The following is a 24,984-nucleotide window of genomic DNA, read 5'->3' as shown; positions in this document are numbered from 1 at the left end:
TTATGAAAAAAATGATTGAGCTTTAGCGAAGAAGTTTTCATCACCAAAGTTGCCAGATTTAAGTGCCAATGAAAGATCACCTTCAACCGACCTCACCCAAGGCACACCTGGTGCGATTTGAGGGCCAATATGAAAACCTTTCACAGCCAAGCTTTGGGTCACTACACCAGAGGTTTCACCACCAGCAACAATGAAGTTTTTCACACCATGTTGGTGCAGTTTGATAGCGAGTTGACTAAAAAACTGTTCAACGGCGTGGCTTGAAGCTTGTGCGCCGTATTCTTCTTGAATGGCTTTCAGTGCGGCGGCATCTGCGGTTGCATAAACCAAAGGAGCAAACTCGCCTTGGTTATTGGTCATCACCCAATCGAACACATCATTGGCGTATTGATCATTGGTTAAGCAAGCCTTCACATCGATAGCAAAGTGAGGAGCAAGCTGCTTGTATACCGCAACTTGTTGGTTAGTCATCACTGAACAAGAACCAGAGAACACAACGGTTGGTGCTTTGACTGGGCTACCGGCATGTTTTGCATCACTTTGGTCAGCAAGATGTCCTGTCCAATTTTTAGCGATACCAGCAGCTAGGCCTGAGCCACCTGTGATTAGTTTCAGAGATTTAGCCGCTTGACCTAACGTCACCAAGTGCTCTGCATTAAATGCGTCTACCACGGCGTAGCGACTACCTTGAGCTTTGAGTTCGTTAAAACGAGCGGTAACCGCATCAGCGCCCTGTTCAATCGTTTGAAAGTTAACTAAACCGGAAACACCTTCTGATTGTGCGTCCATCATTCGAACCACACTTGAATCCGTCATTGGTGTAACAGGGTGATTACGCATACCTGAATCACTGAGCAACTCACCAAAAACAAACAAGTGACCGTTGTAAACCGTGCGACCATTTACTGGCAATGCAGGGCAAACCATAGTGAAAGATTCTCCAAGTTCCGCCAAAAGTGCATCTGTTACGGGACCAATATTGCCCTCAGCGGTACTGTCGAACGTTGAGCAGTATTTGAAGTAAAACTGTTGGCAGCCTTGAGATTGAAGCCATTTAAGCGCAGTAACCGAATCCGTCACCGCTTGGTCAACTGGGCAAGAGCGAGATTTAAGGCTGATCACCACAGCATCTGCTGATGTGTCAAACTCTCCCGTTGGAATCCCATTCAGTTGAACAGTGCGCATACCGTTTTCAACCAAGAAACCAGCAATGTCTGTTGCACCTGTAAAGTCGTCTGCAATAACACCTAATAACATGATTATTTCTCCGCCTTTGACGTGTTTACACCCGGCAGGTCAATACCTTGGAAGACTTTTATCACTGCACTGTCGTCTTCTTGACCAAATCCAGCATTACTCGCGCTAACGAACATGTTCAGTGCAGCACTTGATAATGGGAGTGGGAATTTCAGGTTTTGAGCGGTATCTGATACCAAGTTCAAATCCTTCACAAAGATATCAACCATAGATTTTGGAGAGTAATCACCATCGACTACGTGCTTCATGCGGTTCTCGAACATCCAAGAGTTGCCCGCTGCATTCGTAACAACGTCGTACATCAAATCAAGCGGAATGTTTGCGCGTGCGGCTAGTGCCATCGCTTCAGCGCCCGCAGCAATATGAACACCTGCTAGTAACTGGTGGATAATCTTAACGGTCGCACCAAGGCCAATGGTCTCGCCGATGTTGTAGACTTTAGCTGCAGTTGCATCAAGTACCGGAGCCAGTGCTTCAAATGTGGTCACCGCACCTGAAGCCATAATCGTCATTTCACCCGCTTCTGCTTTTACTGCACCGCCGGACACTGGCGCATCCAGCATCACAAGATCATGTTCAGCAAGCTGAGCTTCGATTTGTTTCGCGTCTTCTGCTGAGATCGTTGCCGAGACCATAACTGGCGTGTTAGGTCTCAGTGCCGCCGCAAGACCAGTCTTAAACAGTACCGTGTTAACTTGAGCTGCATTCACAACCAATACCAAAACTGAATCAAGTTTGTCGGCAAACTCAACCGCGCTTGTAGAGACCGCTTTTGCGCCATATTCACCCAAGTTTTCAAGCGCTTGCGGATTCAAATCGAAACCATATACATCAAGGCCTGCACGCACGCATGACTTCGCTGCGCCCATGCCCATAGAACCTAAACCGATAACACCAACAGATTGAACTTCTTTCATAGCAAGATGCCTTTCACGTAATTATTGAATTCTAGATTTGTTAATTCTTGTTTATGTTTGTGATTATATGTGAAGCAATCGAATGCGACTTAGTGATAAGTCACACATTTAACAAAAGTTAACATTAATGAGTAATTTAACCCTTTAGAGGCATTAGATAAGGGTAATTTCGGCAGCAATCACAGTTCTAATTGCTATTTCACAACAGATATTCACAGATATTCACAAAACAACCAAAGATTGATAGGATGATGAAAAATAAGAACATAGAAGAAGAATCATGATTCCAGCGGAACGTCAGAGAACCATTTTGTCACTATTATCACACCAAGAAGTGATCAGTATTTCTGAGCTTGTTGAGCACTTAGAGGTGTCTCATATGACTATTCGTCGAGATATCGTAAAGCTAGAGACATCAGGGAAAGTGATTTCAGTTTCGGGTGGCGTTCAGCTGACTAAAGCACTTCACAGCGAATTGTCACACGACATCAAGGTAGAACAGCAAGCAAGCGAAAAAGCTCAAATAGGTCAACTAGCTGCTCAATTGGTTCCTGAGTATTCGACTATCTACTTAGACGCTGGAACAACCTCTTTGGAGATCGCTCACCAACTTGCAGGGCGAGATGATCTGCTTATCATCACCAATGACTTCGCGATTGCCGCATACCTAATGAACAGCACACAATCTGAGATTTACCATACTGGTGGCAAGATTGACCGTGAAAATCAATCGAGTATTGGGGGAAAAGTAGCTGAGTTCTTGGCAGGGATGAATATTGATATTGCGTTTATCTCTTCTTCATCTTGGAATCTAAAAGGGCTCTCGACACCTTGTGAAAATAAGGTATTAGTCAAACAAGCCATTGTTCAAGCAGCTCATTCAAACTATCTGATTTCAGACTCAACCAAATACGGACGTATCGCTACTTTCCACGCCTTAGATTTAAGTGCGCTTGATGGCGTGATCACCGACATTGATCTTTCGAGTAGTGTGATTGATGAGCTTCAAGACAAAGGCATCAAGGTCATTAATTCGTAACGGATCCCTCATCAAATTTCAGGCTCACCAACCAAACATTCAGAGCCTGAATGCCACAACTCCAAAATCATCTATTTATCTACTCGATAAAAATAATTCTTACAATTAAGCGTTTATATTGATTAATAATATTGGCGGCGGGCGGCATAATAGCCGCGAATCCTTTTAACGAGTTTGGTTATGTTCTACAAGCGTCTTTTGGTATTGGCTTTACCGCTTACTTTTGTGTTTCCCACCCATGCTGAAACGTTTGGTGAGCGAATGGCGCGTATCGAACAAGAGAATGTACTGGCGAAAACCATGAGTGAAGAACAAGTTGAATTGATACAAAAAGTCGTACAGACCAATCACTGCGCTAAAGTGGCGTTAACCCACCACCAACGTATTTTGGGCCAATATAAGGTTGAGACATCTTCTTCTGAGTTATTCGTAAAATGGCGTCAACTCGGTAAGCAGTTAGACGCTCAATACGAGATGGATTACCCCGGCTACCCTAAGCACGCTTTTCAAGAATATCCTGCGGCTTCAGGCAAAGTCGATGGCTACCTTTTTGCTCTAATCGACAATGGTTTAAACGAGCAATCGTGGATCGCCAAAGAGTTTAAGCAGTGTAAAAAGAATAAGCTCATATCCAGAACCTAAGCTCTAGTCTGCTCTGGTTCGAGAGTGCTCACTCGCATTAGTTCTAATAAAGTAAGAACAGCCCTTCATAACCGCCAATTTCTATTTCACTCACATAGTCACCAACGTTACCGTTAGCACCAACAGGTTTCATTGGAACATCCAGCGTAATGGTGAGTTTTGACGCTTCATAAAAGCTCGGATTCTTACCGTGGAAATCCGTGCGATACAACACACGACCATTGCTGAACTCTCTCGCTAACACCATGTCCTCAGGGCCACCAGCGACCACCTGATTTTCAGATTGATACATAAAGTACGTGAACGTCGGTAGAACGTGAGTCATGCCATTGGGCAGGTCAGCATGCACCATTTCGTTCATTGATGAATCGCCAACGATGGTGTAGTCCGCGGGTTGAGGTGTCGCTGTTGATAGCATTAAAGGAATCGGTTCAAAGCCTTGTGGGATTAGATGACTCGGCTCTCCCAAATCAACGGCCAATAACGAACTTGGTTGGTAGGCGATGTTTTTAGGGACACCACTTTGCCAGAAAGTGTCAGCCGTCGTGTTGCCACTTCCATAGACGTAACCATTGTTCCACTGATTAAAGTAGCTATGTTGAGCGTGTCGATTGAGGTGGTAGATCGCTAGGGTCGAGTATTGGTCTTGCTTCCAATTCTCTTCACTATTTCCAAGATACTGAACTCGCCCATAACGCGTTGTCGCCTGAAAAATAACACTTTGCCCATTGTAGGCGAGCGCAGAATTATCCCAGAATTTAGAGATCCCCGAGTAACCACTAAACCCAGTAGACGGAAAAATGTAGTGCTCGCGTAAATACAGAGATCCCGCCTCGCTAAGATGAGCCTGTCCATTTCGACCCAGCAAGTTCGCGGTTCCGATGTTCAACCCAATCGACGCATCACTTTCTAAAGCAGATAGATTTTTCAGAAACGCTGAAAATTGTTGTTTATAGAGATCATCCGCTTGATTCGAACCCGCAACGGCTCCTAACTCTTGAACATGCCCACCAGAATGAACATAGAACTGGTTCGAACCAATGAGTTTATTTGTGTCGTCGTTGTACGCACCATTCAAACCTTGGCTTGCCCAGCTTTGCTTGTAGTAGCGATGAATAGCAGATAGATAATCCGCGTTTGCGACGTTCGTTAGCGACCAAGATGAGCTAGCGCTCCACATTCGACCAAATGGCACCACTCTTGATTCCCAACGAAAACGCGCTGTTGCGTTCTTATTGGTTCGATTTCGATACTCGCTTGGCGACAAGTAGTTATCGCCATCTAGGTCTGCAGACACATCAAAACCGCGGATTTTTCGCCATTGGCTGATAGCATTGCCGTCCGGCGTTGTAGTCGGAGCGTCGGTTAATTTGACGGTTGAAAAACTGTTTTTCAGTTTTACTTCTTTTAAGCGCGGCCTGTCGTCGGCGTTTTCACTTTGCCAACGAACTCTCACAACGTATAAGCGCCCACCATCTCTCAAAAAGGTGGAGCCAAAATACTGGCCGCCACCATAGCTCGCACCACTGCCATCATGAGTTGTAGCTCTTACCCAATCATTAGGAAGGTTCCAGATCACCGATTGGTTTTTGGTCATGCTGAGCGTTTTGTCTTTCTTTACATCGAGCCTTTCCCACTGTGAAACCCTACCCTGAGAATCAATAGCCGTTGGGTATTCAATCCAAAATTCGCCGCTGCCAGCAAACTGTGAGAACTTAAAGGTCAGCCGTTCGAACTGCTCAGCATGATAGACATACAAAGCCCCACCCTGTTCGAAATTCTCAAACACATCGGCATCCCACGGAGGCTCTTGATACAGCCAAAAACCAGCATGGTCTTCACTGGCTGTATAACCCAAGATCATAGGTTTTCGGTTTAAAAGAGTCTTTTCGCCGTGAGTTTCATCAACTTCGGCAATGACAGTATCTTCAGAAAAGTGCAGGAAATAGTCTTCGAAATTGAGGCCTTCTAACTCAGCTTGGTTACGGAGATCGTTCTCCAACCAACCCGAGTTCATCGCCATGACTTGGTTGTACATATAACCAATTGTCGTAGCCCGCTCATTGTCGGCTTTGTCAGCATAGGCTCCAAACACAATATCACTGTTGGTAATTTCCCAATCAATGACAGCATCCGCAGATAGTGGGGAGCCCGAAAGATCAACACCCGCTTCATGTTGCCCTGGCAGCACAACCGCTGTGCCAACAGCAAAAGCGTAGCCAGCGATTAAACATGACGGTATGAGTGCGAGCAGCCCAGAAATGTAGGTTTTCATGAATCAAATTTCCTAATTGATACTGTCATGCCTTAAATCACAAGACGAAAAGTCAGCCAACTTACGTGTCAATTTAGGAATCAAAATACGAAAAAAGTATCGACTACATGGCTGTATTGTTCAAGTGCTCTTCTGACTGGTTTCATCGGTGGTAAGGAAAACGAGCAAATGTCGATTCAAAATCAAGACATTAAGGAAAATATAAATTTTTGTGATTTTAATTTTACTTGGAAACCAAGTTTCTCCAACTAACGAGAAATCAGCTCAGATTTTCTCAAAATGAGAATAATACAGTTTGGAAGATGGAAGTTATCAGAGCTTAAAGCTCAGAACGGGCTGAGATTTGCTGCATCGAATCTCAGTTTCAACGCCACACTGTTGAAACTCAATTTGAATAGGCTGTCTAAACAAGAGCGATAACAACGCGCCTTAAAGCCTCTTGTTCCACTTCCCTTGATGGTCGCGGTCGCAATTTTCTTGCGTATCGTAGCTGATGTGTTTATCGATACTCTTCAGTTGAATTCCAACTTGATTGAACGCTTTCTGGATAGTCCCTGAAACACTCTGTTGACCTTCGCCATTTAAGAAGTTCGTTCTATCCTGATTGGTATCGAATACACAGACAATTTTCAAACTTTGCGGAAAAGAGGAGAAGTTGACCGAGTGAGTCACCCATAAAAAACCATCGAAGCCTTTCAGCGTGTCTTCACAAACGTCAGTTAACACGTCTCTGATCTGATTTTCGATTTTCTTATCTGATTTACGCATGCGGTAAAGGTCCTATTTAACACCTTAAAAAGTAAGGTTTTTTGGTCAGTTTCGTACTACCTGATATTGGACACTGTGGCGGTTTCAAATGCAAAGTATTTATTGGGAGAGTCGACTAGAAGATACAGAGGAAACGCCTCATGTTTGATCGCTTACGAGGCAATCAAACATGAGGCGAATATAGAATTTACGAAGATCTTAGCTCGCCGCTTGTTCCCAATCAGTCAGTAACTTCATGATCACGCGAGAGTCTTGGTGGATTGCCATTGGCGCAGCAAGTTGTGTGTCACCTCGCTCGACTGCTTGGCGGATATTGCGCACTTGATAATGGAAGCCATCGCCTTGCGCTTCGACTTTCACTTCACGTGTCGACGTCTCATAGATCTCTACCGTAAACGTGTTTTCTGCAGTCGGTAACCATGGGTTAGTATCTAAAGTAATGCAGCCTTTGCTACCTAGAATAGTAAAGCCATGCTTTAAGCCGTGGTCTTCAGCGGTGTGGATTTGCGCGGTAAAACGGTCATTGAAACGCATCATCGCCGACGATTCACAGATATTGCCATCTTCGCCTCGTCGACCGATTGCTGATATCTGCACATCATCGAACACACTCTCGCCAAATTGCTGCTGCGCGACAGAGTGAATCAGCGACATTGGGTAGCAGCCAAGGTTGTATAGCGCGCCTTTACTTGCAGGGTTCACGAACTGATCAATCGCCGCAACGTAGGAACCTTGAATTGAGCGCACTTCGCCGATCTCACCAGCTGCCAGTTCTTGATGAAGCTTGGTGATAAGTGGATGGTTTAAATACATCAGACCTTCAGCAAAGAATACGCCCGCTTCTTTCACGGCTTGTAAAGCTTGCTCGGTTTTTTCCATATCTACCGACAGAGACTTCTCACACAAGATCGCTTTGCCTTTTTGAGCTGCTTTAATCACATACTCATGATGGACATGGTTTGGCAGAGCAATGTAGATGATGTCGACCGACTCATCTTCAATCAAGGCTTCATAGCTGTTGAAGGTTCGTGTTGGTTGGTATTGGGCAGCAAACTCGTTAAGTGTTTTTTCAGTACGTCCAGCAACGGCATACAGCTCGCTTTGAGCGTCGCCTTTAATCGCATCCGCCATTACGCCTGAGATAAAACTGGTTCCTAGGATTCCCCATTTCATGTATCAGATCTCCTGCTCTTGTGCTTTGATAGGTCCACGTTGCGTTTCGAATGCTTGAACCAACTCGGTAATGTCACGCTCAATAAATGCTTGGGTATGAGGCATACCAAAGTGCTGATTAATCGCCTCGCGGTTTGCGTATTGCTCAAGCAAGACCACACGATCGCTTTGGCTTTGATCATAGGTTGCAATTGCTTGTAGGCAGCCAGGCTCGCTTTGCATGTCGAAACAAAACTGTTCGATAGCTTCGATCGCAGCAGCTCGCTCTATGTTGGTTTTGATCTTAAGTTCGGCAGTAACAAAGATGGTTTCATTCGTTTGAGGCATTTCACGCTCTTATTTTAGTTAATTATCGGTTTGCCATTAATATAATTAACCCCTAATAATTGATAAACTCACCTTTTGTTTATTGTTTATCAACCAAGAGTGTTTAATGGATAAGTTAACCAGCATGAAAGTCTTCGTCTACGTAGTGGAACAAGGCAGCTTTCGTAGCGCCGCAAACCACTTCAACCTGTCGGCGACCATGATAAGTAAACATGTCCATTCCTTAGAAGCCAGTTTGAAGTCTCAGCTGATCCACCGCACCACGCGTAAGCAGTCTTTAACTGATTCAGGTCAGCTTTATTATCGAGAATGTAAGCGAATTCTCGAAGACATCAGCAATGCAGAGAACCTGATTCAAACCTTGGAAAATCAACCGCAAGGCACGGTAAAAATTAACTGCCCTGTCACCTATGGGAACAAGGTACTTGCCCCTATCGTGGCCAAATTTCTCGCACATAACCCAACCATCAACGTTGAGCTGATGTTGAATAATGACCTTGTCGACCCTTATTCATCCGACATAGATCTGATTGTGCGAATCGGTGACCTGTCTGATTCCAGTTTAGTCGCCAGATACTTAGGGGATTATGAGATGTGTTACTGCGCGGCGCCCGATTATCTTAACCAACATGCTGAGATCAGAGTATTAGAAGACTTAGCGCAGCACCCATCGCTTGGATTCAGTTATAGCAGCCAAGCTCCTCACGCCACACCGAATAAAGAACGTGTGCGCTTAATGTCGAATAATGGTGATGTGTTGCGATATGCCGCCCTACAGGGTGTGGGCGTGTTGCTGCAACCGACTATCTTAGTCGCAGAAGAGATTGACCGTGGAGCGCTGTTGGAAATCCTACCCGGTATGGCGCCGTTACCAAAGCCGATTCACCTACTCTACAAAACCAAACAACTGTCGTTGAAGAACCGAACCTTTGTCGAGTTTTTGTTAGCTGCGTTTGCTGAGTAACTAAGCGCTTTCTAAACAACAAAGACCGCTAGACTGCTTGCCAATGGCTCATCAAGCGTTTACCAAGATCAGAAGGTGTGGTGTTATGGACGATCATCTCATCACATTGGTTAAACACCATGAAGTGTTTAAGTTCTTCGCATAAAGCGTGAATCAAAGACTCATGAGTTTTAACTCGCTCTTCCACAACCAAGTTACGAATATTGAGTAAGCGACTCTTTCTATCGACCTTGCAATCCATTCGCGCCACCAGCTTACCTTGCCATAGAATCGGCAAACTAAAGTAACCAAACTGACGCTTGGCCTCAGGCACATAGCACTCAAGGAGGTAGTCAAAGTTGAACAATGATTGCATTCGCTTTCGTTGAATCAGCAGGTTATCAAACGGAGACAGTATCTTAAGCTTGGTTCTGGAAAGAGGTTGATTCAGCAGATCAAACGCACCAGGCAGGACATAGTAATAAGAGCCTTGAATATCTACTTTCAGAACCTGCTTATCTTCAAGCATCTGTTGGAGTGTTTTCTGAATCAGAGGCTTTGTGTTCTTCAGGAGATAGCTCATTTCCGACGCTGTTCCAACTCCGTTAGCCTCTAAGTAACGCGTTATGAGATGCTCGATGTACTCTTGTTCGGTCGGCTCAGAGGTATCAATTCCGCTCGGCAACACTCGCTCGGTGAGGTTATACACCTTATGAAAGTTCACTCGGCTTGGCACCATTAAGTCGCCTTGCATGAACAAGGTTTCTAAAGCTTGCTTGGCCGGTTTACCGCCCCAACCGCCGGGGTTTGGCCTATCCCCTTCAAAATCTTTCGCCATCAACGGTCCTTCATTCTCAATACGTTTGAGAACATGAGCCATCAGTGCGTCATCCTTTTTATACCAATGCTTGAGCTTACCGCTCGCAAAGCCATTCTTGCGATGTAGGCTGAATCGGAAGTCACGCATAGGTAAATACGCAGCGGCATGCGACCAATACTCAAATACCTCTCGACGCTCTAGCAGCTTATCAAGATGGTTCAATTGGTAGCCTTGATTGCGATTCCAAAGCGTGTGGTGGTGAGCTCGTTGAATCACAGAGATGGTATCAATTTGCACATAGCCAAGGCTTTCAATTGCAGACAGCGTGTTCGCCAAAGCGCCACTATTACGTTGCTTCTTAGGTGGCAATTTTTGTGAGAGCAATACCATTTTTTGCGCTTGAGCGAGTGACAGTGATTCCATGAAATTCAGACTCTAATTGATAGCAATGATCCGTTTATGATTCAGCAATAAGCTCTTGAAGAATCTGCTTGTAGGTTTCTACCGTCTGCGCGCCCGTTACTGCACTCTTACGGTTGAACACCACAGCAGGAACCGCAGAGATCCCCATGCGTTGCCATTCAAACTCTTGCGCTTCAATTTGCTTCAAGTTGTCGGTGTTCTTTAGGCGCTTCAGTGCCTTCGTTGAGTCTAAGCCAACCGCTTCAAGCTCTTGTGCAATGACTTCAAGATCGGACAGGTCTTTTTGCTCTGTGAAGTGAGCAGCAAAGAAGCGTAGCTTTAACTCAGTCTGTTTGCCGTGCGCTAGTGCAAAATCGAGAAGTACATGTAGATGACGTGAATTGACCATTCTCATACTGTCATAGAAATTGAAATCGAAACCAACCGCTTGGCCGCGAGCCGAAAGCTGTTCTCGTGAACGTTGGCTCTCTTCTGCGCTAGAACCGTATTTTCTCATGATATGGGCACGCAGGTTTTCGCCCTCTTGCGGCATGTCAGGGTTAAGCTCAAACGGCTGCCATTCAAGTTCAATCTGGTCTTCTAAACCAAGTTCCGCAACGGCTAGCTCTAAGTTTTTGTAACCGACTACGCACCACGGGCACATTACGTCAGAAATAATATCAAGTTGAAGTTTCTTGCTCATAATCATTCCAAATATCGTTACTAAGGCGTATCCAATTCAAAGTGAATACCCATCTTTCTGGTTAGACTACAACAAGCTGAACACTCGTTCAAATTTAACTCAATACAACAGCAGCCAACAAAAAAGCCAACTCATTTTCACGAGTTGGCTTTGATAAAAATCGAATCTAGCTTAAGAGCGTTACGCTAGCAACTTCTCAAGCACTTGGAACACACCCGCGTCAACGTTACTTGGCGCACCAAAACGTGCGATCTCTTTCAGCTTAGGATGTGCGTTTTCCATTGCGTAAGAGTGGTAGCTCTCTTTAAGCATTTCCAAGTCATTCAGGTAGTCACCAAAGCTCATGGTCTGCTCGTAAGTGAAACCTAATGTGTTTTGCAGATGCTTGAGCGCCGCACCTTTTGACGCTTCAGCGTTCATCACATCCAACCAAATTTTTGCGCTCACAACCACTTGGTAATTCTCACCAAACTTAGCGTCGATGCTTGGGTTTACTTTCTCTTGTGAACCATCAAAGTGGCAAATAGCAACCTTGATGAAATCGTCTTCTACCGCCAGCAAGTCTTCTACTTGCTCACGGCGATGGTAGTACTTAGAGATCTCAGCTAAAGCACGCTCGTCTTTGGTTTCGATGTATGCCGACTTCTTACCACACAACACAACATGAGCGCCTTCGATAGCTCGCGCTTCTTTGATGATGTCTTTGATGGCATCAGTATCAAGCAAGCAGCTGTAAAGTTCTTGGCCTTTGTGCATCACTAATGTGCCGTTTTCAGCAATAAACATCATGCGATCTTTAAGCGGGGAAAATGTTTCTAGCAAGCTGTAATACTGGCGGCCAGACGCGGCAGCAAAAATAATATCTTGCGCTTCTAAGCGCTCATAAAGATTGAAAAACTCAGGGTCGAGCTTTCCATGCTCATCGAGTAAGGTGCCATCCATATCAGTCGCGATAAATTTGATGTTTTGTTGGGGCATGTCGGGCGTACCTATTATTGGATTATGATCATTCGTTATCTTGAGTAACGGTTCTGGGTTCGATTATATCGCTAGAGTCGCTGGTGAATACAATGCTTATTTTACCGCCTGTCAGTCACTGTTTCACATCTTTCCAAGGCAAACGCTAACAGAAGCGCATTCCAGTTTGAAGGGTTAAGTCCTACATACAAGATGTGCGTTAGGTCACACTCCACTATATTCTTTCCTGTCTCTCCATCACTTTATTCCGACCACAGTCATTATGATTTTAGCTATTATTACGACCTTGCTTTGCATCGTTACCGTCAAGTTTCTAATCACACTTGCGAACTTAGAGCGCCATCGTATTCACATTGAACCTAAAATATCGTTCAAAAGAACTGAGTGGCCGACTGTTTCCGTCATTATTCCTGCGCGAAATGAAGAAGACAATATTGAAATCAGCCTTGGCTCTCTATTGAAGCAGAGCTACCCAAAAGACAAGTTTGAAGTCATTGTTGTTGATGACTTTTCTACTGACTCAACCCGTGCAAAAGTAGAAGCATTGATCAGTAAGTTCGACGTTAACGCGCGCTGTATTTCAGGTAGAACGTTACCGACCGGATGGCTTGGTAAGAGCAATGCATGTATGGCTGGCGCACTCAACGCGAGCGGTGAATATGTGTATTTCATTGATGCAGATACCGATTCAGCACCCGCGATGCTACAGAGCGTTATCGACTTTGCTATCCAACAAAAAACTGATCTCTTATCGTTTAATCCAAAACAAACTTTTGCGTCTGTGGCAGAAAAAGCGACCTTGCCGGGCATCTTTCTATCGATCGCATCTTATATGAACTTTAAAAACTCGAACGACATGACTAAGGAAGAAGCGATTGCTAACGGTCAGGCGATGTTGTTTACCCGAAAATCCTACGACGCAGTCGGTGGACACGCCGCAGTAGCAAACGCGATATCGGAAGACATCGCCTTTGCAAAAGTCATGAAGGTCAATGGATTTAAGATTTTCTGGGCATTTGCAGACAAACTAATGAGTACGCACATGTATTCAGACTTCAACTCAATCTGGGCTGGCTTTTCCAAAAACATGAATCTTATTGTGAATTGTCAATCGCAAGCACAAGCTTTAAAAGTCTTCATCAAAGCCAACATCATCGCATGGGCGGGACCGCTTTTGATGCTGGTATCGGCGAACGCCTTCATCAGTGACATGTCTGCCATTCATGCTTATTCGCTCATTGTCAGCTCTGTGATGCTCTTGGTGTCGATCGTCACCTACTTCATTTTGGTTAAGGAACTGTTTGTTCCCGCAAAATTTGCGTTAACCGTACCCTTCGGTATTTGTGTTCAAAGCCTACTCGTGCTGAACAGTTACCGCTTATCTAAAACCAATAAAATCAGCTGGAAAGGGCGCTCATTAACATGATGAATAAGATTATTACTTTGCTTCTTCTTGCTTGTTCAGTTTCGGTGTTTGCATCAGACACCGATGGCTGGTCACTGGCACGCGATAAAAAAGGCATCGAGGTTTATAACCGTAAAATTGAAGGCAGTCACTTTAAAGAATTTCGAGCAGAAGGCGACATCAACGCGTCCCTCACTTCTATTATCGCACTCTTTATCGATACCTCTGTTGGCACGCAATGGGTAGAAAACATCGATGACATGGAAGAAATAGAGCATTTTAGTGCGGCGCACACGATCACCAAAACCTATACCAAGGCACCTTGGCCAGTTGCCGATCGTGAAGCTATCGTAGAGAACGTCATCACTCAAGATCCAAAGACGATGGTTGTCACCATTGATCAGCATGGTAGGCCTGATTACCTGCCAAACAATAATAAAAAAATCATCAGAGTGGCTGAATTAGAGGCGAGTTGGATCCTGACACCAATCGACGAAAACACCACCCATATCTCTTATCGAGTATTGAGTGATCCAGGTGGCGATATTCCGTATTGGCTCATTAACATGGTGGCCGTTTCTCAGCCTTACAACACGCTTCGCGGGTTATCTAAGATGTTGGATTCTGGTGAGTACACCGATCGTCGCCTTGATTTCATCGAGAACTACACGTCACTTTAACAATGCAATGAATACTCTAGAGGTCTATATTGTGAAATTTCCATTCTCTCCAATCGCAGCGATATTGCTTGTAGCATCAAGTTCAGTATTTGCTAATCAAATTATTGTCGATACTAAAGGTGTTGATGAAACACAGTATCACGCCGATCTGTATGAATGTGAGCAATACGCTCAACAAGTGAAGCCTGAAGAGGTCGATTCTCTTGGCAGCGATATTGTCGGTTCAACCGCTAAGGGTGCAGCGCTGGGTGCGGTTGGTGGAGCCGTCTCTGGCGGGAGTGGTCATGATGGTGCAAAAATTGGTGCTGGCATCGGTATTATCAGCGGCGCTTTAAAGCACGGTGCTCAAAAAAGACAATCCGCCGAGCTATCTGAGCAGCAGAAGTTTCAAGTGAATCGTAACTGTATGATCAACCGAGGCTATACCGTTCTTAACTAGCGGATAACCGAGCAAAATGGCGTTTAATCGATGTTCACGCCATTTTGCGTAGCTGAGTCAAAGCAGAGTTCAACCATAGTCCCTGAATCGCCACCTTAAAGTTCGTTCAAATAGACAGTGAGCATTGACCCCTATTTAAAATAGGCTTATCATTAATCGTCTTTTAACGATTAATGAAAGTGAGACGTCAATATGAACTCAACTTGCTCGACATCTGGTGGCTGTTCTCTGCCCATCGAACACGGTGATGCTAAAGCAGAAAAGCAAATGGCCGCACTGGCGAAAGCACTCGCTCACCCAGCAAGAATACGTATATTGAGTATCCTTTCCACGTTAGAAAAATCGGGCGGCTGCTTGAACAGTGATCTGGTGAGTGAATTGGGTTTAGCTCAATCAACGGTATCAGAGCACTTAAGAATATTGAAAGCCTCAGGTTTTATTACGGCTGAGTCGATTCCGCCGAAGATGTGTTACCGCATCGACCGCGACAATATTCAACGCTTCGAATCGATATTTAACAGCATTTTAAAATAGAAGTTCACGCTTGAATGATCGGCTTTGATAGCCTTTACTTTTAAGCGTGTTTTTTTGCCACAACCAATCGTTTTTCGACGATTTACGATATCAACTAAGAGAGATTATCATGAAACCAAAGTTAGGTTTTCTAGATCGCTACTTAACACTGTGGATTTTTATTGCCATGGGCCTTGGTGTACTACTCGGCACCCTATTCCCACAGATCGAACAGTGGAACGATTCAATGTCTGTTGGCACCACTAACATTCCGCTTGCGATTGGCCTTATCTTAATGATGTACCCACCTCTGGCTAAGGTTAACTACAACCTGCTAGGCACTGTGGTAAAAGATAAGAAAGCCATTAAGCTCTCTTTGATCATGAACTGGATCGTTGGTCCAATTCTGATGTTTGTATTGGCACTAACTTTCTTGGGAGACCACCCAGGTTACATGGTTGGGGTGATTCTGATTGGTCTTGCTCGTTGTGTGGCGATGGTTCTGGTTTGGAACGACATCGGCGGCGGTAACAAAGAGTACGGCGCGGCATTGGTTGCTCTAAACAGTGCATTCCAAGTGGTGAGCTACAGCTTTATGGCGTGGTTGTTCATCAGCGTTCTTCCACCAGTATTTGGTTACGAAGGCATGTTGGTTGATATCTCGATGATCGACATTGCACACAGTGTACTTATCTACCTAGGTATCCCATTCCTAGCGGGCTTCCTAAGCCGTAAGATCCTTGTGTCGATGAAAGGCGAGCAGTGGTACAACGACGTATTTATTCCACGCATCTCTCCAATCACACTGATTGCACTACTGGCGACTATCGTTCTGATGTTCAGCCTGAAAGGTGAAATGATTGTTGAACTGCCAATGGACGTTCTATTAATTGCGGTTCCACTGACTATCTACTTCACTGCGATGTTCTTCATCAGTTTCTTCATCGGTAAAAAGATGGGCATCGAGTACGACAAGAACGCATCAATTGCATTTACAGCAACAGGTAACAACTTCGAGCTAGCGATTGCCGTGGCTATCTCAGTATTCGGTATCAACTCAGACCAAGCGTTTGCAGGCGTTATCGGTCCACTGATTGAAGTCCCTGTGCTGATTTACCTTGTGAACGTGGCGCTTAAGATGAAAGACAAGTACTACAACGGTCAGACGGTTAAACCTAGCGTATAGCATCTACGTCTACACCTAGAACTAGAACTAACAAAAAGCAGCATCACTTTGAACAGAAAGGCTCACACGTTAAACGGTGAGCCTTTTCTTTATTCAGTTTCGTCTAATAGGCCTTTCAATGCTTGTTCAAGCCAAAGTAATGCAGGACCTTTTGAGCGTGTTTTAGACAGAACAAGATCAACCGGAGGCGACCAAGTTTTATGGTCAAATGACACATTCACCTCTACCAAGCGCTGTTTAATAAGCTCTTCTTCAACAAGGTGTTTCGGTAAGTATGCCCAACCGATATCGCTACCAAGAATCATCTCTTTAATGACGATAAAGCTGTTTGACCACCATACCTTTCCGGCAATCAGCGGAAACTGATCCATCACCTTACCTTTGTCTCCCCTCAACATTAACTGACGATGCGGGAGTAAGTCAGAGAGTTTCGCCACACCTGTTTTTGCGAGCGCATGACTTGGATGACACACAGCAATAAACGGTAAGTGACCGATAAAGCATGGCTCAGAACCGACATCAAAAGCCAAGTTGGTAAACATCAATCCAATGTCGGCTCTCTCTTCGATAATTAACGGATTGACCTCTGTTGTGGTACACGCAACCAGTTCAACTTCAGTCGCCGGGAATTGATAACTGAACTGACTAAGGATCTTAGATAAGTTCGGAACCAGCAATGAATCATCTAATGCAATTTTGATGAGCCCCTCTTCGCCGCTACCCATCGCGTTAACCGTCACATTCAGATCTTCAACCTGAAGCACGATTGCTTTCACCTGTTTAAATAACTGCTCGCCTGCTTTGGTTAGTGAAGGCTTTCGAGTCGAACGATCAAAAAGCTCAACATTAAAATCGATTTCAAGATTACTGATGCCTTGGCTCACCGCCGACTGAACCTTACCCAAATGACGAGCACTGGCAGAAAATGACCCTAATTCAACGGCATACACAAACATTTTCAGCTGTTCAATGTTGTACATTCGGTTTCTCCCAAAACTTACCATCACAATATGTGATGATAACCATCTTTATATTATCACTTAAGTAGATATTATCTAGCCAAGTCATTAGCCCATCGGCGGCTATTTAATCGTAAAGAGAGTTAGAAAAATGTCACATAAAGAACGCATGTTGCACATGGTGTTATTTGAATTGGTTGCTTTGGTTCTAATGGCAGGGCTTACAACCTATGTTACAGGAAATGGCGCAGGTGAAATGGCAGGCTTAGCGCTTGCAATATCATTGATAGCGATGGCTTGGAACTACGTTTACAACTATGGCTACGACAAAATTTACGGAACAGACCGAAGCAAAAGAACCACGAAAACACGTATCCTGCACGGATTAGGTTTTGAGCTTGGCTTAATGACAGTGACTCTACCTGTCTTGATGTGGGTTCTACAACTCGATTTCCTAACCGTACTGATCATGGACATCGGCCTAGTTATTTTCTTCGTACTTTACGCGATTGCGTTCAACTGGGCGTATGACTCAGTTCGAGATCAATTGGTTGCGAAAGGAAAAGTGGCAGCTCTGGTTTAGAGCGGTAAGTTCGTCTCGTATAACAAGAACATACACCCAAATGAAAACTGCCAAACTACAACATAGTTGGCAGTTTATTCATTTATGCATATAAGCTCATTTGTTAACTCCCTTGTTACATAGCAAAAACATCACACAGCCCTCCCTAATTAAGTCTAATAATCCGCCACTCACGAAGTAGCATCACAAATCCAAACATAAACTCCTCGTACCAGTTGCGCATTCATTTACATATAGGTAGTTTGAGCGGCTTCGCAACCTATCAATTCGAGCAATGACGTTCATGCGAGCATCTTTTTCGAGCAAAAGTGTTCGGATTAACATTTCAAGTGACTTTAATTAACAATTTTATGCTCAAACGCTCACTTTTGATGTTCGTTTATTTTCGAGTTCGCAAATATATGCACAATACACGTGCTAGATAAGCAAAACTAAAAAGGACTCGAACATGACAACAAACAAACACCCTTCTTTATTTGGGCAATGCTTGGCTGAATTTATCGGTACAGGATTACTCATATTCTTTGGCGTTGGCTGTGTGGCCGCTCTGGTATTAACTGGTGCGACATTCGGACAATGGGAAATCAGCATCATCTGGGGCTTCGGTGTTGCGATTGCAATTTACTGTACTGCCGGCGTTTCAGGCGCACACATCAACCCAGCCGTAACGATTGCACTGGCCATGTTCCATGGCTTTGATAAAGCGAAAGTGGTGCCTTACATCATTTCGCAACTGCTTGGCGCTTTCTGCTCTGCAGCATTGGTTTACAGCCTGTACAGCAACCTATTTACTGACTACGAAATCGCACATAACTTTGTTCGTAGCAGCCAAGACGCACTATCAACTGCTGGTATCTTCTCGACTTACCCACATGCTTCACTTTCTTTCTTCGGCGCTTTTGCTGTGGAATTCGTGATTACTGCAGTGTTGATGTTTGCCATTTTAGCGTTAGGTGATGAGAACAACGGCGCATCTCGCGGTGCAATGAACCCTCTACTGATCGGTATTCTTATCGCGGTTATCGGTGGTTCTTTAGGTCCACTGACTGGCTTTGCAATGAACCCTGCTCGTGACTTCGGACCAAAACTTTTTGCTTACTTTGCAGGTTGGGATTTCGCACTAAGCGGTGCTCGTGATATTCCTTACTTCATCGTTCCAATTCTTGCTCCAATTGCTGGTGCGTGTTTTGGTGGTTGGTTGTACCCACGTGTTATCGGTGCTTACCTACCAGTTGAAGGCCAAGGCTGCACAATTCCAAACCAATGTGAAACAGAACAAGAAGCTGAACAAGCTCAAGCTTAATCACTAAGCGCCCCTACATTTACTAAAATATAAATAACAAAAGAAAAAGGATTCTTACCATGACCGAGCAAAAATACATTGTTGCCCTAGACCAAGGCACCACAAGCTCTCGCGCTGTAATCCTCGACCACGATGCAAACATCGTTAGTTCTTCTCAACGTGAATTTACTCAAATCTACCCGAAAGCGGGTTGGGTTGAGCATGATCCAATGGAAATCTGGGCAACGCAAAGCTCTACATTGGTTGAAGCGCTGGCTAAAGCAGGCATCCGCAGCGATGAGCTAGCGGGCATTGGTATCACTAACCAACGTGAAACCACCATTGTTTGGAACAAAGAGACAGGTAAGCCGGTTTATAACGCCATCGTATGGCAGTGTCGCCGTACAGCAGACATCTGTGAAGACCTTAAAGCGCGTGGCCTAGAAGACTACGTACGTGACAATACTGGCTTAGTCCTTGACCCGTATTTCTCAGGTACCAAAGTAAAATGGATTCTAGACAACGTTGAAGGCGCTCGCGAAGACGCTGAAGCAGGTAAGCTACTGTTCGGTACGGTTGATACTTGGTTGGTTTGGAAGATGACTCAAGGCCGTGTTCACGTTACGGATTACACTAACGCATCACGTACTATGTTGTTTAACATCAACGACCTATGCTGGGACAGCAAGCTACTAGACGAGATGGGTATTCCAGCATCAATGATGCCTGAAGTGAAACGCTCTTCTGAAGTTTACGGCCAAACGAACCTTGGTGGTAAAGGCGGTACTCGTATTCCAATCGCTGGTATTGCGGGTGACCAACAAGCAGCGCTTTACGGTCAAATGTGTGTTGAAGCTGGTCAAGCGAAAAACACATACGGCACGGGCTGTTTCCTACTGATGAACACAGGCCAAGAGAAAGTAACATCGAAGAACGGCCTATTAACGACATTAGCATGTGGTCCTACAGGCGAACCAGCTTATGCACTTGAAGGTGCGGTATTCATGGGTGGCGCATCTATCCAATGGTTACGTGATGAAATGAAGCTACTGGCTGGCGCAGAAGACTCTGAGTACTTCGCAACCAAAGTAGATTCTTCAAACGGCGTTTACGTAGTCCCTGCGTTTACTGGTTTAGGCGCACCATACTGGGATGCTTACGCTCGCGGTACGATTGTTGGCCTGACTCGTGGTGTTAACTCTAACCACATCATTCGTGCAACACTGGAAGGTATTGCTTACCAAACTCGTGACGTATTGGATGCGATGCAAGCGGACTCTGGCATCAAGCTAGCAAACCTACGTGTTGATGGCGGCGCAGTAGCGAACAACTTCCTAATGCAATTCCAATCAGACGTGCTAGATACAGAAGTTCACCGTCCTGAAGTAACTGAAGTTACCGCTCTGGGAGCAGCATACCTTGCTGGTCTAGCAGTTGGTTTCTGGGACAGCATCGATGAGCTTCAAGACAAAGCAGTACTAGACCGTACGTTCTTGCCACACCACGATGAAGAGAAGCGTAACCGCCGTTACAAAGGTTGGAAGCGTGCTATCAAATGTGCACAAGTTTGGTCTGAGCTGCACGATGACGACGAAGAGTAAAATCGAGCGTTCGAATAATCACTCTCTTATCGATTGAATTGTTCGTTCCTCAGTCAACGAAACTAAAAAGAGCACTATTTTGTGCTCTTTTTTGCGTTTCGGGCTCAAATTTTCCGCTCTGAGCACCGTTTTTGCGGTTTAGACATGATTCCTTACCATCATTACTTCTCTCTTTTCATCAATTCGAGCACAATAGCGTGAGTTTATATTTTCGATTTTGACGCGCTAGAGCCCTTTGCGCGCAGGGAGTGGTAAGTTAAGTGAAACAGATACCAAGACACCAGCAGATTGTAGATCTGGTAAAAACACAAGGATATGTAAGTACCGAAGAGCTCGTTGAAAAGTTCGATGTCAGCCCACAAACCATCAGACGAGACCTAAACGAACTGGCCGATAGCAACAAAATTCGTCGCTATCATGGTGGTGCAACCATTCCTCTTAGCTCAGAAAACACCTCTTACAACACGCGTAAAGCGCATAACTTCAACGAAAAAGACGTGATCGCCGACGAACTGGTAAAACATATCCCAGATGGCGCAACCTTATTCGTTGATATCGGTACTACACCAGAATCGGTGGCTCGCGCACTCAACAAGAATCATAAACAACTACGAGTTGTGACCAACAACATTAACGTTGCGAGCATCCTTCTGCCGAACCCAGAGATCAAGGTTATCTTGGCGGGCGGTGAAGTGAGAAACCGCGACGGCGGTATCGTGGGTGAAGCAACACTCGATTTCGTTAAACAGTTCCGCCTTGATTTCGGCATCTTAGGGATCAGTGGTATCGACTTTGACGGCTCACTGCTCGATTTTGACTATCACGAAGTTCGCGTGAAACAAGCCATCATCGAAAACAGCCGCAGTATCTTCTTAGCTGTCGACCACACTAAGTTTGGCCGTAATGCGATGGTTAAGCTTGGTAATATCTCTCAGGCACACATGGTATTTACTAATAAGCAGCCGCCGGAAGAGATTCTCAACATCCTTAAAGATTCAGACATTCCATTAGAAGTCATCAATACCGCTCAGCCTTCAACACCCAGTGAATAGGTCCAGCTAAGCTAAGCCAAGCTAGATTAAATTGAGTTAAGTTAAGTAAGAGCACTCACATTCGTGAGCAATCAAAAGCCAGTTCTATTGATAAACACTTATCGATAGCTGGCTTTTTTAATAACTGAACCATCAATACTTGATCCCTGTTCATGTCACTTCTATGCTCGAATAAGTTTTATTTGAACCTCTGCTTTCATAAGCAGAGGTTTTTTTATGCGCAAATCACATAAAACGCGCATAAACGAAAATAATAAATGACCGCAAACGAAAGTTAATATAGGATTCAATTATGTTCTAAAATGCTCGTTCGCTCAGCAAGAGGTCAAAACCATGAGTGCTCAACAAAATAATTCAAACAACAGTACATCTTCAACTCTAGACTTAATCGTGATCGGCGGCGGCATCAATGGTGCAGGCATCGCGGCAGATGCAGCAGGTCGTGGTCTAAACGTTGGTTTATACGAAGCAAATGATTTCGCCTCTGCGACATCTTCTGCAAGTTCAAAGCTTATCCACGGTGGCTTACGTTACCTTGAACACTACGAGTTTCGTTTGGTTTCGGAAGCACTGGCCGAGCGTGAAGTATTGCTAAGAAAAGCACCTCATGTTGCTCAACCAATGCGTTTCCGTTTGCCTCATCGACCATTTTTACGCCCAGCTTGGATGATTCGCTGTGGCCTATTCCTTTACGATAACTTGGGTAAGCGCACCACTCTTCCGGGAAGTAAGACAGTCAACCTAGCGAAATCGGGCCTATTAAAGCCAGAAATGAAGACAGGTTTCGAATACTCAGATTGCTGGGTGGATGATGCGCGTATGGTGTTGCTCAACGTATTAGCAGCAAAAGAGAACAACGCAGAAGTACGTAACTACTGCCGTGTTGAAAAGGCGCACCGTGAAGGCGGTATCTGGCATGTGACGATCCTTGATGTGATGACAAACCAGCGTTTTGAACGTAAAGCAAAAGCGTTAGTGAATGCAGCTGGCCCTTGGGTTAAGCAATTCTTTGATGATGGATTAGAGCAGGCTTCGCCTCGTAATATTCGTCTGATCAAAGGCTCGCACATTGTTGTGCCACGCATTCATGACGAACCACAAGCGTACATTCTGCAAAACAAAGACAATCGCATTGTGTTCATGATCCCTTACCTAGATAAGTTCTCGATCATCGGCACCACCGATCTTGAATACAAAGGCGACCCACGTAACGTCGCAATTGATGATGTTGAAGTGGATTACTTGATTGATATCGTTAACCAGCACTTTGTTAAACAGCTTGGCCGTGAAGACGTGGTTTGGACATACAGTGGCGTAAGACCGCTTTGTGACGACGAATCTGATTCCCCACAAGCGATCACTCGTGACTACACATTGGAATTGGACGCAGAGCTAGATCAAGCACCACTGCTTTCGATCTTCGGTGGCAAGTTGACCACTTATCGTAAACTCGGCGAAGCGGCACTGAACAAGCTAGAACCACACCTAACCAACATGGGCGCACCATGGACAGCGAACGACACGCTTCCAGGCGGTAACTTTAGTTGCAGCAGAGAGCAGCTTGCGAAGATGATCCACACGAAATACCCTTGGGCATCTGAAGCGTTATTACTTCGCTACGTGACTCAATTTGGTACTTACACATGGAAACTATTGGAAGGCGCAAATAGCGAAGCTGACCTTGGCATCCAGTTCTCAAGCGAAGCCCATGGCGTTTATCAAGTTGAAATCGATTACTTGATTAATGAAGAGATGGCGATGACTGACGAAGACATCTTGTGGCGCAGAACCAAACTTGGCTTATACATGAGCGAATCCGAGCAGCAAGCGGTGACGGATTACCTGAAAGAGAAACTACAAAGCAAGGTAGTGAGCTTTTCTCAAGTAGGCTAACCCCACCAGCCTAAGCATGGTTCAAGAACATACTTAACAACGAAGCTTAGCGTCCCCCGCGCTAAGCTTTTTTATTGTCTGCTACCCCTTTCAGCCTGAGACTTTGTTCACACCTCTATTTTCAACAAAAACTAAATAGTGTTTTATTAATCCGGTTGATTATCAACTTCATAAAAGGTTGCTATTCTTTACCTCAATGAAACGACACATTTAAAAACGCTCACCATGTCAGCGCTTTAATAAGGAATCTATTCCATGCAAAAAGTTATTCTGATCACAGGCTCTACCGATGGTATCGGCTTCGAAACGGCAAAAGTACTTGTTCAACAAGGTCACCACGTTTTATTGCATGGACGTAACCCAAGCAAACTCAAAGACGTAGAGCAGCAACTTGTGGCTATCTCTGCGGAAGCGAAAATTCAAAGTTACGTGGCAGACTTGTCTGTTCTGGCTGATGTGGATGCGTTGGCTGACAAAGTAATTGCTGAGCGCGATAAGATTGATGTACTGATTAACAACGCAGGTGTGTTCAACACTCCGAACCCAATCACTAAAGACGGTTTAGATGTTCGTTTTGTTGTGAATACCATTTCACCATACCATCTGACTAAACGTCTGCTACCTGTACTCGATGCATCTAGCCGAGTGGTGAACCTGTCTTCAGCCGCGCAAGCAGCAGTGAACATCGAAGCGCTAGAAGGTAAGAAACCAATGTCTGATGGTGACGCTTACGCACAAAGCAAGCTTGCGATCACTATGTGGACTCGTGAGATGGCAAAAGAGTTAGGCTCTACGGGGCCAATGGTGGTTGCTGTCAACCCAGCTTCGTTACTAGGCAGCAAGATGGTGAAAGACGCTTATGGCATTGCAGGCGGCGACCTAAGCATCGGTTCTGATATTCTGGTTCGCGCATCATTGTCTGATGAGTTCGCACAAGCAGGCGGTCAATACTTTGATAACGACAACAACACGTTTGCTAACCCGCACCCAGATGCGATTTACGGCGATAAGTCACAACAAGTTGTCGCTAAAATTGAAGAGATCATCAAAGCAACGCTTTCTTAATGACAGCTATGCTCAAGTGATTTTCTGATTCCAAGAAAAAGCCCTACGTGACTAACGCATAACTTAGTCACGTAGGGCTTTT

At 44.9% G+C, this 24,984-nt stretch carries 24 protein-coding genes; 14 read left to right on the top strand and 10 right to left on the bottom strand.

Annotated elements, in window-relative coordinates; genetic code table 11:
* Positions 1-1,257: a 3-oxo-tetronate kinase gene (gene otnK / locus AB4482_RS17020; RefSeq protein ID WP_017072297.1), complete on the bottom strand. Its 1,257-nt coding sequence runs from the start codon at positions 1,255-1,257 to the stop codon at positions 1-3.
* Positions 1,258-1,259: 2 nt separating this feature from the next.
* Positions 1,260-2,174 (bottom strand): L-threonate dehydrogenase, encoded by a 915-nt coding sequence (gene ltnD / locus AB4482_RS17015; RefSeq protein WP_017072298.1) that lies wholly within the window; start codon positions 2,172-2,174, stop codon positions 1,260-1,262.
* A gap of 280 nt (positions 2,175-2,454) precedes the next feature.
* Here ltnD and AB4482_RS17010 point away from each other — a divergent pair, with 280 nt between their 5' ends.
* Complete coding sequence (locus AB4482_RS17010; protein WP_017072299.1) at positions 2,455-3,213, top strand: DeoR/GlpR family DNA-binding transcription regulator; 759 nt, start codon at positions 2,455-2,457, stop codon at positions 3,211-3,213.
* A 180-nt stretch (positions 3,214-3,393) separates the two neighbouring features.
* The gene (locus tag AB4482_RS17005) at positions 3,394-3,855 is read left to right on the top strand and encodes a hypothetical protein (protein WP_372150432.1); all 462 of its coding nucleotides are present in this window, start codon (positions 3,394-3,396) and stop codon (positions 3,853-3,855) included.
* Positions 3,856-3,898: 43 nt separating this feature from the next.
* Here AB4482_RS17005 and AB4482_RS17000 read toward each other — a convergent pair whose 3' ends face one another.
* The 4 genes from AB4482_RS17000 to AB4482_RS16985 form a co-directional block, all read right to left on the bottom strand.
* On the bottom strand, positions 3,899-6,130 hold the full coding sequence (locus AB4482_RS17000) for a hypothetical protein (protein ID WP_372174958.1): 2,232 nt from the start codon (positions 6,128-6,130) through the stop codon (positions 3,899-3,901).
* A 429-nt stretch (positions 6,131-6,559) separates the two neighbouring features.
* On the bottom strand, positions 6,560-6,898 hold the full coding sequence (locus tag AB4482_RS16995; protein ID WP_372174957.1) for a Fis family transcriptional regulator: 339 nt from the start codon (positions 6,896-6,898) through the stop codon (positions 6,560-6,562).
* Between the two features lie 198 nt (positions 6,899-7,096).
* Positions 7,097-8,071, bottom strand: coding sequence for a Gfo/Idh/MocA family protein (locus AB4482_RS16990; RefSeq protein WP_372174956.1), 975 nt, complete (start codon positions 8,069-8,071; stop codon positions 7,097-7,099).
* A 3-nt stretch (positions 8,072-8,074) separates the two neighbouring features.
* Entirely contained in the window at positions 8,075-8,398 is a 324-nt protein-coding gene (locus AB4482_RS16985) for a putative quinol monooxygenase (protein ID WP_372174955.1), read from the bottom strand.
* A 106-nt stretch (positions 8,399-8,504) separates the two neighbouring features.
* Between AB4482_RS16985 and AB4482_RS16980 the strand changes: the two genes are divergently transcribed.
* Positions 8,505-9,362, top strand: coding sequence for a LysR family transcriptional regulator (locus AB4482_RS16980; protein WP_372181275.1), 858 nt, complete (start codon positions 8,505-8,507; stop codon positions 9,360-9,362).
* 28 nt (positions 9,363-9,390) lie between these two features.
* Here the strand turns inward: AB4482_RS16980 and AB4482_RS16975 are convergent, their stop codons facing one another.
* From AB4482_RS16975 to AB4482_RS16965, 3 genes are all read right to left on the bottom strand, one after another.
* Positions 9,391-10,584: a winged helix-turn-helix domain-containing protein gene (locus tag AB4482_RS16975; protein ID WP_372181274.1), complete on the bottom strand. Its 1,194-nt coding sequence runs from the start codon at positions 10,582-10,584 to the stop codon at positions 9,391-9,393.
* A gap of 34 nt (positions 10,585-10,618) precedes the next feature.
* Positions 10,619-11,266 (bottom strand): DsbA family oxidoreductase, encoded by a 648-nt coding sequence (locus tag AB4482_RS16970; RefSeq protein ID WP_102428459.1) that lies wholly within the window; start codon positions 11,264-11,266, stop codon positions 10,619-10,621.
* Positions 11,267-11,446: 180 nt separating this feature from the next.
* The gene (locus tag AB4482_RS16965) at positions 11,447-12,244 is read right to left on the bottom strand and encodes a Cof-type HAD-IIB family hydrolase (protein ID WP_372181272.1); all 798 of its coding nucleotides are present in this window, start codon (positions 12,242-12,244) and stop codon (positions 11,447-11,449) included.
* 262 nt (positions 12,245-12,506) lie between these two features.
* Between AB4482_RS16965 and AB4482_RS16960 the strand changes: the two genes are divergently transcribed.
* The 5 genes from AB4482_RS16960 (at position 12,507) to arsB (ending at position 16,467) form a co-directional block, all read left to right on the top strand.
* Positions 12,507-13,670, top strand: a complete 1,164-nt coding sequence (locus AB4482_RS16960; RefSeq protein WP_017064013.1) for a glycosyltransferase family 2 protein — start codon at positions 12,507-12,509, stop codon at positions 13,668-13,670.
* The gene (locus tag AB4482_RS16955; protein ID WP_017072305.1) at positions 13,667-14,329 is read left to right on the top strand and encodes an START domain-containing protein; all 663 of its coding nucleotides are present in this window, start codon (positions 13,667-13,669) and stop codon (positions 14,327-14,329) included. Before AB4482_RS16960 ends, AB4482_RS16955 begins: the two co-directional genes overlap by 4 nt.
* Positions 14,330-14,360: 31 nt before the next feature.
* On the top strand, positions 14,361-14,768 hold the full coding sequence (locus AB4482_RS16950; protein WP_029235181.1) for a glycine zipper family protein: 408 nt from the start codon (positions 14,361-14,363) through the stop codon (positions 14,766-14,768).
* A 192-nt stretch (positions 14,769-14,960) separates the two neighbouring features.
* Entirely contained in the window at positions 14,961-15,302 is a 342-nt protein-coding gene (locus tag AB4482_RS16945; RefSeq protein WP_017064015.1) for a helix-turn-helix transcriptional regulator, read from the top strand.
* 109 nt (positions 15,303-15,411) lie between these two features.
* Positions 15,412-16,467, top strand: a complete 1,056-nt coding sequence (gene arsB, locus AB4482_RS16940; protein ID WP_017065681.1) for an ACR3 family arsenite efflux transporter — start codon at positions 15,412-15,414, stop codon at positions 16,465-16,467.
* Between the two features lie 89 nt (positions 16,468-16,556).
* Here arsB and AB4482_RS16935 read toward each other — a convergent pair whose 3' ends face one another.
* Complete coding sequence (locus tag AB4482_RS16935) at positions 16,557-17,447, bottom strand: LysR family transcriptional regulator (protein WP_372181271.1); 891 nt, start codon at positions 17,445-17,447, stop codon at positions 16,557-16,559.
* Between the two features lie 130 nt (positions 17,448-17,577).
* On the opposite strand from AB4482_RS16935, the gene AB4482_RS16930 reads away from it, so the two are divergent.
* The 6 genes from AB4482_RS16930 to AB4482_RS16905 all read left to right on the top strand — a co-directional run bounded on the left by AB4482_RS16930 (position 17,578) and on the right by AB4482_RS16905 (position 24,902).
* The gene (locus tag AB4482_RS16930; RefSeq protein WP_372181270.1) at positions 17,578-18,009 is read left to right on the top strand and encodes a PACE efflux transporter; all 432 of its coding nucleotides are present in this window, start codon (positions 17,578-17,580) and stop codon (positions 18,007-18,009) included.
* A 448-nt stretch (positions 18,010-18,457) separates the two neighbouring features.
* Positions 18,458-19,312, top strand: a complete 855-nt coding sequence (locus tag AB4482_RS16925) for an MIP/aquaporin family protein (protein ID WP_019827050.1) — start codon at positions 18,458-18,460, stop codon at positions 19,310-19,312.
* A gap of 59 nt (positions 19,313-19,371) precedes the next feature.
* On the top strand, positions 19,372-20,892 hold the full coding sequence (gene glpK / locus AB4482_RS16920) for a glycerol kinase GlpK (RefSeq protein WP_372181269.1): 1,521 nt from the start codon (positions 19,372-19,374) through the stop codon (positions 20,890-20,892).
* A gap of 260 nt (positions 20,893-21,152) precedes the next feature.
* A complete protein-coding gene (locus tag AB4482_RS16915) occupies positions 21,153-21,944 on the top strand; it encodes a DeoR/GlpR family transcriptional regulator (RefSeq protein ID WP_371714741.1) in 792 nt (263 codons plus the stop codon).
* Positions 21,945-22,277: 333 nt separating this feature from the next.
* Positions 22,278-23,837, top strand: a complete 1,560-nt coding sequence (gene glpD / locus AB4482_RS16910) for a glycerol-3-phosphate dehydrogenase (protein WP_372181267.1) — start codon at positions 22,278-22,280, stop codon at positions 23,835-23,837.
* 255 nt (positions 23,838-24,092) lie between these two features.
* Positions 24,093-24,902, top strand: a complete 810-nt coding sequence (locus AB4482_RS16905) for an SDR family NAD(P)-dependent oxidoreductase (protein WP_102394239.1) — start codon at positions 24,093-24,095, stop codon at positions 24,900-24,902.
* The last annotated feature ends 82 nt before the right edge of the window (positions 24,903-24,984 follow it).

The sequence above is a fragment of the Vibrio sp. 10N.222.55.C7 genome, from assembly GCF_041473335.1.
GTDB lineage: Bacteria > Pseudomonadota > Gammaproteobacteria > Enterobacterales > Vibrionaceae > Vibrio > Vibrio crassostreae_C.
This window is presented reverse-complemented; position numbering and strand designations above follow the sequence as displayed.